We start from the raw sequence: 12,380 nt of genomic DNA on the forward strand, positions 1-12,380 counted from the left end.
TGGTGCAGCGAGCCTATGGCCGGCTCATGGCACGAGCCGGGCACGGAACGGGCGGCATGCTTGCCTTGGCGACAAGGCCCGCCGGCAGGAGGCGGGCGTCAGCCCTGCGCGCTGTCCGCTTCGCGGTGGTAGCGCGTGGCGTGCTCCACTTCCTGCTTCGAGCCGAGGAACACCGGCACGCGCTGGTGCAGGCCGGTGGGCTGCACTTCCATGATGCGCTCGCGCCCGGTGGTGGCCGCGCCGCCGGCCTGCTCGACGATGAAGGCCATCGGGTTGGCCTCGTACATGATGCGCAGCTTGCCGCCCTTGTCCCTGATCTTGGCGTCCAGCGGGTAGAAGAACACGCCGCCGCGGGTGACGATGCGATGCACGTCGGCCACCATCGAGGCCACCCAGCGCATGTTGAAGTCGCGCCCGCGCGGGCCGTCCTTGCCGGCCAGCAGCTCGCCGACGTAGCGCTGCATCGGCGCTTCCCAGTGGCGCTGGTTGGACATGTTGATGGCGAACTCGCTGGTCTGCTCCGGGATGCGGATGTCGCGGTGGCTCAGGATGAAACTGCCGATCTCGCGGTCCAGCGTGAACTCGTGCGTGCCGTGGCCGAAGGTGAGTACCAGCAGGGTGCTGGGGCCGTACACCACGTAGCCGGCGGCGAGCTGGGTGGTGCCCGGCTGCAGGAAGTGCTCGGCCTTCGCGTCGGTCACGCCGTCCGGGCAGCGCAGCACGGAGAAGATCGTGCCCACCGAGATGTTCACGTCGATGTTCGAGCTGCCGTCCAGCGGATCGAACAGCAGCAGGTGCTGGCCCTTGGGGTAGCCGTCCGGGATCGGCTGCGGGTCTTCCATCTCCTCCGACGCGCAGGCGGCGAGGTGGCCGCCCCAGGCGTTCGCCTCCAGCAGGATCTCGTTGGAGATCACGTCCAGCTTCTTCTGCGCCTCGCCCTGCACGTTGTCGGTGCCGGCCGCGCCCAGCACCCCGCCCAGCGCGCCCTTGCCGGTGGCCACGCCGATGCGCTTGCAGGCGCGGGCAACCACTTCGATCAACAGCGAAAGCTCGGCGTTGATGTGGCCGGCGCGGCGTTCCTCGATCAGGAACTGGATGAGCGAAACGGGTTTCATGGCGTGTCCGTGCGAAGGGTGGCGGATGGAAGTGGTGCGCGCATTGTCCGGGCTTGAACTGAACCGCGCCATGCCTGCGCCGGCTGCTGACACCAGGTTGTCAGCAGCACCCACGCAAGCTGCACCTCCAATCACGGAGGGAACGACATGCGCGACACGGTTTATTTCCTCGTATTCGACGGCTACGCCGACTGGCAGGCCGCGCTGGCGCTGTGCGAGATCCGCCGCCCGGGCGACTGGCAGGTGCGGGCGGTGGGTTTCTCGATGGCGCCGGCGACCTCGATGGGCGGCCTGGTGGTGCAGCCCGAACTGACGCTGGCCCAGCTCGACCTGGCCCGCGCGGCGTTGCTGATCCTGCCCGGCGGCCACCTGTGGACGCGTGGCGAAGGGCTGGCCGCGGTAGCCGCCGCGCGCCGCGTGCACGCGGCCGGCGCGCCGGTGGCCGGCATCGCCGACGGCGTGCTGGCGCTGGCCCGCGCCGGGCTGCTGGATCGCTGCCGGCACACCGGTAGCCATGCCGGCCACATCGACGCGTATGTGCCCGACTACCGCGGCGCCGAGCAGTACGACGCCACCGTGCTGGCGGTGAGCGACGGCGGCACGCTCACCGCCAGTGAGCTCGGCAGCGTGGAGTTCGCGCGCGAGGTGATCCGCACGCTGGATCTCTACAACGCCAGCGACCGCGAGCACTGGTTCCGCCTCTACAAGCACGCCTTGCCGCCGCCATGGTTGGCCGGCATCGCGGCGGCGGCGGCATGAATGCGTTTGTCCGCGAGTCCAACCGCAGCCATCCATGGCCGCACTTTCAAAGCGAGCCCACGCCATGACAAAGAAATCCGCCATCGACAGGACGCTGATGGCTTACCGCCCGCTCTACCTGCGCGGCCTGTTGCTCGACGGGCAATACCGCCTGCCGACGCCTGCCGCGCCCCAACCCGCTGCCAGGCGCCGGCACATGCTGCTGGCGGCGCTGACCGGCCTGCGCCACATCGTCGCCCCCACGAGGAACGCGCCATGAAGAAGACCTACCACGGCAGCTGCCACTGCGGCGCGGTGCGCTACGAGGCCGACCTCGACCTCGCCGAGGGCACCGGCCGCTGCAACTGCTCGATCTGCGCCAAGACGCGCTGGTGGGGCGTCACCATCCGGCCGCAGGATTTCCGCCTGCTCACTGGCGAAGACGCGTTGTCCGACTACCAGTTCGGCACGTTGAGCGCGCACCACCTGTTCTGCCGGCATTGCGGCGTGCGCGCGTTCGGTCGCGGCTACGTGGAACAGATCGGCGGCGACTACGTCTCGGTCAACCTCGCCTGCCTCGACGATGCGGAACCGCAGGAGCTGATCGATGCGCCGCTGCGCTGGTGCGACGGCCGCGCCAACGACTGGATGAACCCGCCCGCCGAAACGCGGCATCTTTGAGAGGAACGATCATGGCCAGGCCCATCCTCAACATCGACGAAGTCGAAGCCATCCCGCTCGACGTTCTGAACAGGCAATACGGCGGCAAGCCGATGCCGGCGAAGTTCGGCGGCGCGCTGGCGCCGATCGGCCAGCGCCTCGGCGCGCAGAAGCTCGGCTACAACCTCACCGCGGTGCCGCCGGGCATGCGCGCGTTCCCGTTCCATTCGCACCGCGTCAACGAGGAGATGTTCTTCGTGATCGAGGGCGCGGGCGAGCTGCGGATCGGCCACGAGACCTGGCCGATCCGGGCCGGCGACGTGATCTGCTGCCCGCCCGGCGGGCCGGAGGCGGCGCACCAGATCGCCAACACCGGCGACGCCACGCTGCGCTACCTCGCGGTGTCCACCAGCCAGACGCCCGAAGTCTGCGAATACCCGGATTCGGGCAAGTTCGCCGTCATGCATGCCGCCGGCAAGGATGCGGACGGCAAGCCGCAGGGTTTCCGCCACGTGGGCCGGCCCGCCGACGGCTGCGACTACTGGGACGGCGAGTAAACGAAGCGCACTGGCGATCGGCGCGCGGGCGAGCCACCATGAAACGATGCGACGCGCCGACCGCCTGTTCCTCATCATCCATGCCCTGCGCGGTCGCCGCACCGCGCTGCCCGCGCGCAACCTCGCCGAGACGCTGGGCGTGTCGTTGCGCACGGTCTACCGCGACGTGGCCGACCTGCAGCTTTCCGGCGTGCCCATCGAGGGCGAGGCCGGCGTGGGCTACGTGCTGCGCAAGGGCTCGGACATCCCGCCGCTGATGTTCACCGCCGACGAACTCGAATCGCTGGTGGTCGGCACGCGCTTCGTGCGCGCGTTCGCGGGCGACCGGCTCGCCGCCGGCGCGCAGGCCGCGCTGCTGAAGATCGAGGCCGTGCTGCCGCCCGAGCTGCGCGAGCGCGCCGCGCGCACGCGCATCTACGCGCCGGTGTGGCGCGACCAGGGACGCACCGATTTCGCGCTGCTGATCGACCGCCTGCACGCGGCCATCGAGCAGCGCCGCGTGCTGCGGCTGGACTACCGCGACGAAGGCGGCCAGCCCAGCCTGCGCGAGGTGGAGCCGCTGTGCCTCGCGTTCTGGGGCGGCAAGTGGACGCTGGGCGCGTGGTGCCGGCTGCGCCGGGATTTCCGCAATTTCCGTCCCGACCGCATCCACCTCAGCGAAGCCACCGGCGAAATCTTCGCCGAGGTGGCGGGGCGTGGCCTCGACGATTACCTGCGCGCGGTGGGCGGCAGCCAGATGGGCATGGGCTGAGCGCCTGTTCACGATCTCCGCATGACCTACGCCGCATTGCGCCGGCGCCTGCAACGTGGGAGGTTCCCGCTTTGCACGCCCGGAACCTGCGAGGAACACCCGTGAACAAGACCCTGCTGCTGGCCGCCACCATCGCGCTGGCATTCGGTGCCGGCCTGCCTCAGGCACAGGCCGCGACGGCGGACGGCGCCGTGCCGGCCGGCTCCGCCGACGCACGCTTCCAGCAGATCTACACCGCCGAATGGGCATGGCGCACCGGGCAGTCCGGCATCAGCGCGTCGGGCGAATCGCAGCCGAACAACGGCCGCCTCGACGACGTGGACGCCGCCAGCCAGCAGCAGCGCCTCGACTACTGGCGCAAGGTGATGAAGCAGCTCGACACGGTCGACGTGCGCCAGCTCTCGCCGGAAAACCGGGTGAACTATGCGGTGTACCGCGAGCAGATCCGCAACTTCGTCGCCGACCAGGCATTCAAGAACTGGCAGATGCCGTTCAACAGCGATTCTGCGTTCTGGAGCGACCTGGGCTACGACCTGGGCGGCGACCGCCTGCGCAGCGCGGACGACTACCGCCGCTACCTCGACCGCCTCGGCCAGGTTCCGCACTACTTCGAGCAGCAGATCGCCAACATGCGGCTGGGCCTCAAGCGCGGCTTCAGCGTGCCGCGCGAGGTGCTGGCGGGCCGCGACAAGTCCATCGCCGCGGTGGCCGACCTCACCGATCCCACCGCCAGCAGCTTCTACGCGCCGTTCGAGCACATGCCCGCGAGCATTCCCGCCGACGAGGCGCAGGCCTTGCGCGGCGAAGCCTTGCAGCGCATCCGCGACCAGGTGATCCCGGCCTACGCGAACCTGCTGAAGTTCTTCGACGACGAATACGTGCCGCAGGCGCGCACCACGCTGGCCGCCGAGGCGCTGCCGGACGGCAAGGCGTACTACCGCCAGCAGATCCGCGAGTACACCACGCTCGACCTCTCGCCCGACCAGATCCACCAGATCGGTCTGCAGCAGGTGGCGAAGATCCATGCGCAGATGCTGGACGTGATGAAGCAGACCGGCTTCAAGGGCAGCTTCGCCGACTTCCTGCACTACCTGCGCACCGACCCGCAGTTCTACGCCAAGACGCCGCAGGAGCTGCTGGACAAGACCGCGTGGGTGGCGAAGGAGGTGGACGGCAAGATGTCGCGCTTCTTCGGCCACCTGCCGCGCGAGCGCTTCACCATCGTGCCGGTGCCGGCCGACATCGCGCCGTACTACACCTCCGGCCGCGGCGGCGCCGACGCGTACCTGGTCAACACCTACGACCTGAAGTCGCGCGCGCTGTACAACATGCCCGCGCTGACCCTGCACGAGAGCTATCCCGGCCACTCGCTGCAACTGGAGCTGGCGGAGGAAAGCCACGGCCAGCCCGCGTTCCGCCGCGACGGCTACATCTCCGCCTACGGCGAGGGCTGGGGCCTGTACTCCGAATACCTCGGCAACGAGATGGGCATCTACCAGACGCCCTGGCAGCAGTTCGGCTACCTCACCTACCAGATGTGGCGCGCCTGCCGCCTGGTGGTGGACACCGGCATCCACCACCTCGGCTGGACGCGCCAGCAGGCCATCGACTACCTCACCGAGAACACCGCGCTCAGCCCGCTGGAGATCGCCAACGAGGTGGATCGCTACATCAGCTGGCCCGGCCAGGCCGACAGCTACGAGCTGGGTTTCCTCACCATACTCAGGCTGCGCGCCAAGGCCGAGAAGGCGCTGGGCGCGAAGTTCGACATCCGCGCCTTCCACGACACCGTGCTCTCCACCGGATCGGTGCCGCTGCCGGTGCTGGAGCAGCGCATCGACCGCTTCATCGCCGAAGGCGGGCCGGAGCCGGATTTCGGCGGCGACGGCGCGAAGGGCAAGGGCACTTCGGGCACGCCCTGAAGCCGGCACGGGCAACATTGGACGTTGCTTCCGTTTCGCAGTAGTTTGTTCATGTGCTTCACATGGAGAGTTCCGTCATGAGCGCACGAACGAACCGCGTCGCCGAAGCCGCGCCGCGTTACTTGCCTGCTGACACGGCGCTGACCGCGCCCGCGTTGCGCAGCTTCTTCCGCCTCGCCGAACACTGGGATCTGCGCGTGGCCGAACAGCGCAGGCTGCTCGGCGATCCGCCCGAGTCCACGTTCTACAAGTGGAAGCGCGAGCAGGCCGGCGGCCTGGGGCGCGACACGCTGGAGCGCATCAGCTACCTGCTGGGCATCTGGAAGGCGCTGCAGATCCTCTTCCCCGATCCCGCGCAGGCCGACACCTGGCTGCGCAAGCCGAACGCGGCTCCGCTGTTCGGCGGACATTCGGCGCTGGAGCGCATGCTGTCGGGCAACGTGGCCGACCTGTTCGTGGTGCGCCAGTACCTGGACGCGCAGCGCGGCTGAAGCGGCGCCAGTCGCGTTCCGCGAGACCGCCTGCCGCGAAGCTCGCTTTCCCATTCCAGAGGAACGACACGGACAACCGCGATGCCCGCCGACCTGCCGCCCGTCCGTCGCATCCGCTGGAGCCATGCCTACCGCATCGTGCCCAGCCGCTTTCCGCCGGTGGGCGTGTACGACCGCATCGCCGACCCGGCCGACCTCGACGCGGTGTTCGCCATCGAGGCGCTGACCAATCCGCGCCTGCGCGAGGAGGCGGGCGTGTTGAAGCTGGTGCCGAAGGAACACCGCATCAGTGGCCCCGGTTCGACGCCGGTGATGGCGGCGTTCACGCATCTGAACCCGGAAGGCAGCCGCTTTTCCGACGGCAGCTGGGGCGTGTTCTACGCCGCGCACAGCGTGGCCACGGCGGTGGAGGAAACCGTCTACCACCGCGAGCGCTTCCTCGCCGCCACCCATGAACCGGCCTGCGACGTCGAGATGCGCTGCTATCGCACCCGCATCGACAGCCGCCTGCACGACATCCGCGGCGGCTGGAAGAAGGAACACGACGCGGACGTCTATACGGCCAGCGTCAAGCTCGCACGCACGCTGCGCGGCGCCGGTTCCAACGGCATCGTGTACGACAGCGTGCGCGACCGCGGCGGCGAATGCGTGGCAGCCTTCCATCCCGACGTGGTGGCGCCCTGCGTGCAGGCGCAGCATCTGATCTATCGTTGGGACGGCACGCGCATCGCGCAGGTGCTGGAAGTCTCCGAACTCGCACGCAACCTTCCACGGGAGGCACGATGAAACGCTGGCTGATCCTGCTGCTCGCCCTGCTGCCGCTATGCGCTTCCGCGCGCACGGCCGAGAACCACACGCAGTGGAACGCCGACATCGCCGCGTTCGGGCGGGCCGACCGCGCGCAACCGCCGCCGGCCGGCGCGGTGCTGTTCATCGGCAGCTCGTCGATCCGCTTCTGGAAGACGCTGGCAAGCGATTTTCCCGAAGTGCGCACCATCAACCGCGGCTTCGGCGGCTCGGAGATCGCCGACAGCACGTTCTTCGCCGATCGCATCGTGGCGCCGTACCGCCCCCGCGCCATCGTGATGTACGCGGGCGACAACGACATCGAGGCCGGCAACAGCCCGCAGCAGGTGCGCGACGACTTCGCGGCCTTCGTGCGCAAGGCCCGCACCGTCGATCCCGGCGTGCCCATCGCCTTCATCGCGATCAAGCCCAGCATGGCGCGCAAGGCCCTGTTGCCGAAGATCCGCGAGGCGAACGACCTGGTGCGCGACTACGCCGCCACGCAGAAGCAGGTGGCCTACCTGGACGTGTTCACGCCGATGCTGGGCAAGGACGGCCAGCCGCAGGCCAAGTGGTTCATCCGGGATGGCCTGCACATGAATCGCAGCGGCTACGAGCTGTGGATCGGCATCGTGCGGCCTTGGGTGGATGCGCACGGGCGTTGATGCTGGGGTTGCAAGGAGCCGCTTGACCGTGTGCTGATGAGATCCGTGTCCAAGGCGGACTCTGCCGGTGTCATCAAGCAATCCGCACGGGCGCCGAGCAGCCGAGTCTGTAGCGGTATTCAACCAGCATCGCCCTCTCCACCCAATGCCGTATCTCCTGTTTCGCCGGAGACGCGATGGTGAGGCATGAATGTCGTGGTTTAGGCGATGCGCAGCCTGCCGCTGGTGAGCGCTTCATGTGCGTTGCGTTCCCCCAGCGCCCATGCATCGAGCACGGTGGCGCGAGCGGTGCAATCAAGCATGCTCACTGGGATACGCGTACCGGGTTGCCAGTAGTTGCGCCCGTCGGCGCGGAACAGGGAAGGCAGCTTCGGATAGTGGCGGGTCAGTAACACGAGCGTGCGTGCTTTCTCGCCATCGGTTTGCGATGGCAGCGGTGCGTTGTCGATGTAACCGCCGTCGAAGGCGTATTCGCCATCGATGCATCGCGCGGGGATGAAAGGAATCGCGGCACCTGCAGCTGTCAGCAATGCGTGGGCGTCGTCGAGGCTGTTGCAGTCGTGCAGTGCGCGGAATTCCTGACGCAGGCCAAGCCGGCGCGGAAGTGCAGGGTGCAGTGGCCCGCGCAGGAACTTGTCCGCCAGATAGGCCAACGTGGCGACTCCGATGGAGCCGCGCAGCCCCAGCCAGCGTGCCGGCCGGGTGATAGCCACCTGCAAGCGATGCTTCGATTGCCGTAGCGCCTGAAAATGCCCGGCATCGAAGAAAGTGGCCAGCCACGCCGGGTAGATATGGCGATGCGCATAGTGCAGTCGCCCGCGCAGCAGGCCGCGCCACTCGAACATGCGGGCCTGCCCGGCATACAGGCGCTGGCAGCCTGCAAGCGCGGCTTGTGGCCCGGCGCTGAGAAAGGCAGCGGCTACGGCGGCGCCGCCGCTGGTGCCCACGAGTTGTGCAGGCAATCGCCACCGCTGCGCCAGCAGATGCGAGATCGCACCCGCTTGCCACCAGCAGCGGTTGCCGCCGCCGGCGAAGATCAGGGTGTCGATGGAGGTGAGGTCGAGGCTGGCGAGCGATTCGGCGAGCATGGCTTCCCTGCATGGCGGGTGGACAAGTCCATCGCATGGAGGCAATGCCGATCCGATGCAAGGCCGCGATACGAAAGAGCCGGCATAGAGCCGGCTCGATTCGCATGCGTGCAAATGCAGCTCAGGTATCCGCCCCGGTGGCGAACCCTTCGCGCGTGCCGCGATTGAACACGCGGTCGCCGTCCAGCACATCCGCCGCCGCATGCGCGGGCTCGGCCTTGAGCTTCGCGTAGATCGGCGTGAAGTCCGGGTGCGTGGCTTCGAACAGCTGCTCGAAGCTGTCGATCACGAAGTAGGTCTGCTGGTAGGTGTCGATCTTGTAGCGCGTGCTCATCACGCGCTCCAGGCCGAAGCCGATGCGGTTCGGCGCGGGCGAGTCGAGGCAGTAGATGGATTCGCCCTTGGAGCTGACGATGCCGGCGCCGTAGATGCGCAGGCCTTCGTCGGTGTGGATCAGGCCGAATTCCACCGTGTACCAGTACAGGCGGGTGAGGTTCATCAACGCCTCGGGGCCGATCGCGAACGCCTTCATGCCACCGCGGCCGTAGGCCTGCATGTAGTCGGCGAACACCGGGTTGAGCAGCAGGGGCACGTGGCCGAACAGGTCGTGGAACAGGTCGGGCTCGCTGAGGTAGTCGAGCTGATCCGGCTTGCGGATCCACCAGCTCACCGGGAAGCGGCGGTTGGCGAGGTGGTCGAAGAACACCTCGTCCGGCAGCAGGCCTTCCACGGCCACCAGCTCCCAGCCGGTGGCCTCGGCCAGCACCTTGTTGAGATCGGAGAACTTCGGGATGCCGCCGTCGCCCAGGCCGAAGCGCTCCACGCCGGCGAGGAACTCCTTGCAGGCGCGCCCGGGCAGCAGTTCGCGCTGGCGCTTGTAGAGGGTGTCCCATACCTCGTGGTCGGTGCGCGTGTAGCTGTCCCAGGGCTGCTCCACCACGCCGGTGGCGTAGACCGGGATGTAGCCGCGGTCGGTCTGCTGGTGTTCGACCTTGCGGGGCGTGTTGTGATCCATGGCGGGTTCCGGGTGGGGGAGGCTCGTCATCCCGGCGCAGGCCGGGATCCAGCGGCGGCAGCGTGTGCCTGTCGCGATCATTGACCGCGCGTGGTACTGGATTCCGGCCTGCGCCGGAATGACGGTCAAGAGCATACGGCGATCCAGCCGCAGGAAGATTGCAATCTTGTGCGGAAAGCAGCCTAGTGAGCAATAATCATGCTCCAAAGCATGCTCTTTGCGAGGTATCGTGCATGACTGCGCTGGATCGCACCGACCTGCGCCTGCTCGCCGTGCTGCAGACCGAGGGCCGCATCACCAATGCCGAGCTGGCCGAGCGGGTGAACCTGTCGCCTTCGGCCTGCCTGCGCCGGCTGCAGCGGCTGGAGGCGGACAAGGTCATCACCGGCTATGCCGCGCAGGTCGATCCGCAGGTGGTGGGGCTGGGCCTGCAGGCCTTCGTGCGCGTGCAGCTGGTGAAGCACGAGGCGGCGATGATCGAACGCTTCGTGGAGCGCATCGGCGGCTGGGACGAGGTGGTGGCCTGCCACGCGCTCACCGGCGACATGGACTACCTGCTGCACGTGTTCGTGGCCGATCTCGCGGACTTCTCGCGCTTCCTGCTCGACCGCCTGCTCAACGACGCCGGCGTGGCCGACGTCAATTCCAGCTTCGTGCTGCGCACGGTGAAGCGCTCGCCCTCGCTGCCGCTGACGCGCGCGGAAAACCATCCGCAGCCGCATAACGACGCGGGCAATAAACGCTAGACTTGCCGGCTGATGGATACCGCCACGCCGCCCCCGCCGACCCGCGACCGCCTGCGCCCGCTGCGCTACCTGTGGCGCGTGCCGCTGCTGCTGCTGCACGTCGTGCTGGCGATCCTGCTCGCCGCGTTCGTGATGAGCTGGAACCGCGACAGCGTGATGAAGGACGGCCGCGAGCCGTTCGCGCACAAGCTGATCCGCTGGTGGTCCACCGCGCTGATGCGCCTCTTCGGCCTGCGCTCGGTGCGTTTCGGCCAGCCGCTGGCCGACCCGGTGCTGTTCGTGGCCAACCACACCTCGTGGATCGACATCGTGCTGCTGCATTCGCAGCGCGCGGCCTGTTTCGTGGCCAAGGCGGAGATCGCGCGCTGGCCGCTGGTGGGCTGGCTGGCGGCCAGCGGCGGCACCATCTTCCATCGCCGCGGCAGCAACCATTCGCTGGCGGCGGTGATGCAGGTGATGGTGGAGCGCCTGCGCGGCGGCCGTTCGGTGGCGGTGTTTCCCGAAGGCGGCACCGGCCACGACGGCGTGCTCAAGGTGTTCCATGCGCGCATCTTCCAGGCCGCGCTGGACGCCGAGGTGCCGCTGCAGCCGGTGGCGCTGCGCTTCGCGCGCGACGGCAAACGCATCGTCGACGCCGGCTTCCGCGAGCACGAAAGCTTCATGGGCAACTTCCTGCGCCTGCTCGGCGGCGCGCCGATGGATGCGGAGGTGCATTTCCTGCAGCCTGTGCCGGCCAGCCCGGATGCGCGACGCAAGATGGCCGACCTGTCGCGCGAACGCATCGCCGCGGCGTTGGAGGATCGCGCCGCATGAGCCTGCCGAGCGGAAAGGATTTCCGGCCGGCCTGGCCGCTCAGCAGCGGGCACATCCAGACCATGCTGTCTTCCAGCGGCGTGCGCCGCCTGCTGCTGCCGCGCGCCGCGCGCGCGGTGCAGGAAGGCGCCGAGGCAGTGATGGTGGACGGCGGCGGCGGCGTGCGCCTCACCGGCGCGTTCACCGCGCAGAAGGCCCGTCCGCAGCCGCGCGGCCTGGCCGTGCTGTTCCACGGCTGGGAGGGCAGCGTCGATTCCACCTACGTGCTGCAGACCGGCAGCCGCCTGCTTGCCGACGGCTGGGACATCTTCCGGCTCAATTTCCGCGACCACGGCGACAGCCACGGCCTGAACGAGGCGTTGTTCCACTCCTGCCGGCTCGACGAAGTGATCCACGCGCTGGGCGACATCGCCGCGCGCTGGCCGGCGCGGCCGATGGCGCTGGCGGGCTTCTCGCTGGGCGGCAACTTCGCGCTGCGCGCCGCGCTGCACACGCCGCGCCTCGGCATCCCGCTCGACTACGCGCTGGCGGTGTGCCCGATCGTCGATCCGGGCGAAGGCCTGTTCTCGCTGGAGGAGGCCGCGCCCTGGTTCTACCAGGCCTACTTCGTGCGCAAGTGGCGCAAGTCGCTGCTCGCCAAGCAGAGCGCGTTCCCGCAGCACCAGTATTTCGAGCTCGCCGAGCTGAAACAGGATCTGCGCGGCCTCACCGAGTCGCTGGTCATGCGGCACACCGACTTCGGTTCGCTGCAGGCGTACCTGGACGGCTATTCGGTGGCCGGCGACGCGCTGGCGGCCATGCAGATTCCCGCCGCCATCCTCACCGCGCGCGACGATCCGGTGATCCCGGTGGGCGCGTTCGAGCAACTGCGCCTGCCGTCGAACGTGGAGCTGGACATCGCCGACCATGGCGGCCACTGCGGCTTCATCCGCGGCCGCGACATGACCAGTTTCACCGACGACTACATCGCGGCGCGCTTCAACGCCCTGGCCGACGGAACCTTGCGCTAGCGGAACCGGCGCGCCGTGCGCCT

15 protein-coding genes are annotated in these 12,380 nt (G+C 68.6%); 12 read left to right on the top strand and 3 right to left on the bottom strand.

What is annotated here, in order from left to right:
- Nucleotides 1-98 precede the first annotated feature (98 nt).
- Nucleotides 99-1,115, bottom strand: coding sequence for a class 1 fructose-bisphosphatase (locus ACZ5Z2_RS00190; protein WP_464759972.1), 1,017 nt, complete (start codon nucleotides 1,113-1,115; stop codon nucleotides 99-101).
- A gap of 147 nt (nucleotides 1,116-1,262) precedes the next feature.
- Between ACZ5Z2_RS00190 and ACZ5Z2_RS00195 the strand changes: the two genes are divergently transcribed.
- From ACZ5Z2_RS00195 to ACZ5Z2_RS00235, 9 genes are all read left to right on the top strand, one after another.
- Nucleotides 1,263-1,874, top strand: coding sequence for a DJ-1/PfpI family protein (locus ACZ5Z2_RS00195; protein WP_464759973.1), 612 nt, complete (start codon nucleotides 1,263-1,265; stop codon nucleotides 1,872-1,874).
- A 64-nt stretch (nucleotides 1,875-1,938) separates the two neighbouring features.
- Nucleotides 1,939-2,133, top strand: coding sequence for a hypothetical protein (locus ACZ5Z2_RS00200; RefSeq protein WP_464759974.1), 195 nt, complete (start codon nucleotides 1,939-1,941; stop codon nucleotides 2,131-2,133).
- Nucleotides 2,130-2,534: a GFA family protein gene (locus ACZ5Z2_RS00205; RefSeq protein ID WP_464759975.1), complete on the top strand. Its 405-nt coding sequence runs from the start codon at nucleotides 2,130-2,132 to the stop codon at nucleotides 2,532-2,534. The genes ACZ5Z2_RS00200 and ACZ5Z2_RS00205 overlap by 4 nt, the downstream gene beginning before the upstream one ends.
- A gap of 11 nt (nucleotides 2,535-2,545) precedes the next feature.
- On the top strand, nucleotides 2,546-3,070 hold the full coding sequence (locus tag ACZ5Z2_RS00210) for a cupin domain-containing protein (RefSeq protein ID WP_464759976.1): 525 nt from the start codon (nucleotides 2,546-2,548) through the stop codon (nucleotides 3,068-3,070).
- Nucleotides 3,071-3,116: 46 nt separating this feature from the next.
- Nucleotides 3,117-3,821, top strand: a complete 705-nt coding sequence (locus tag ACZ5Z2_RS00215; protein ID WP_464759977.1) for a helix-turn-helix transcriptional regulator — start codon at nucleotides 3,117-3,119, stop codon at nucleotides 3,819-3,821.
- A 101-nt stretch (nucleotides 3,822-3,922) separates the two neighbouring features.
- Nucleotides 3,923-5,743 carry a DUF885 domain-containing protein gene (locus ACZ5Z2_RS00220; protein WP_464759978.1) on the top strand — a complete coding sequence of 607 codons (1,821 nt, stop codon included), beginning with the start codon at nucleotides 3,923-3,925 and terminating at the stop codon, nucleotides 5,741-5,743.
- A 77-nt stretch (nucleotides 5,744-5,820) separates the two neighbouring features.
- A complete protein-coding gene (locus ACZ5Z2_RS00225) occupies nucleotides 5,821-6,234 on the top strand; it encodes an MbcA/ParS/Xre antitoxin family protein (protein WP_464759979.1) in 414 nt (137 codons plus the stop codon).
- Between the two features lie 81 nt (nucleotides 6,235-6,315).
- Nucleotides 6,316-7,020: an RES family NAD+ phosphorylase gene (locus tag ACZ5Z2_RS00230; RefSeq protein ID WP_464759980.1), complete on the top strand. Its 705-nt coding sequence runs from the start codon at nucleotides 6,316-6,318 to the stop codon at nucleotides 7,018-7,020.
- A complete protein-coding gene (locus tag ACZ5Z2_RS00235; protein ID WP_464759981.1) occupies nucleotides 7,017-7,685 on the top strand; it encodes an SGNH/GDSL hydrolase family protein in 669 nt (222 codons plus the stop codon). Before ACZ5Z2_RS00230 ends, ACZ5Z2_RS00235 begins: the two co-directional genes overlap by 4 nt.
- Before the next feature lie 200 nt (nucleotides 7,686-7,885).
- On the opposite strand, the gene ACZ5Z2_RS00240 is transcribed toward ACZ5Z2_RS00235, so the two are convergent.
- The gene (locus ACZ5Z2_RS00240) at nucleotides 7,886-8,773 is read right to left on the bottom strand and encodes a patatin-like phospholipase family protein (RefSeq protein ID WP_464759982.1); all 888 of its coding nucleotides are present in this window, start codon (nucleotides 8,771-8,773) and stop codon (nucleotides 7,886-7,888) included.
- A gap of 121 nt (nucleotides 8,774-8,894) precedes the next feature.
- Nucleotides 8,895-9,788 carry a phenylalanine 4-monooxygenase gene (gene phhA, locus ACZ5Z2_RS00245; protein WP_464759983.1) on the bottom strand — a complete coding sequence of 298 codons (894 nt, stop codon included), beginning with the start codon at nucleotides 9,786-9,788 and terminating at the stop codon, nucleotides 8,895-8,897.
- Between the two features lie 233 nt (nucleotides 9,789-10,021).
- Here phhA and ACZ5Z2_RS00250 point away from each other — a divergent pair, with 233 nt between their 5' ends.
- The 3 genes from ACZ5Z2_RS00250 to ACZ5Z2_RS00260 are packed head-to-tail and all read left to right on the top strand — an operon-like array spanning nucleotide 10,022 to nucleotide 12,357.
- Nucleotides 10,022-10,534, top strand: coding sequence for an Lrp/AsnC family transcriptional regulator (locus ACZ5Z2_RS00250; protein ID WP_464759984.1), 513 nt, complete (start codon nucleotides 10,022-10,024; stop codon nucleotides 10,532-10,534).
- 12 nt (nucleotides 10,535-10,546) lie between these two features.
- Nucleotides 10,547-11,347 (top strand): lysophospholipid acyltransferase family protein, encoded by an 801-nt coding sequence (locus ACZ5Z2_RS00255; protein ID WP_464759985.1) that lies wholly within the window; start codon nucleotides 10,547-10,549, stop codon nucleotides 11,345-11,347.
- On the top strand, nucleotides 11,344-12,357 hold the full coding sequence (locus ACZ5Z2_RS00260; protein ID WP_464759986.1) for a YheT family hydrolase: 1,014 nt from the start codon (nucleotides 11,344-11,346) through the stop codon (nucleotides 12,355-12,357). Before ACZ5Z2_RS00255 ends, ACZ5Z2_RS00260 begins: the two co-directional genes overlap by 4 nt.
- The last annotated feature ends 23 nt before the right edge of the window (nucleotides 12,358-12,380 follow it).

The organism is Rhodanobacter sp. G1, from assembly GCF_055397855.1.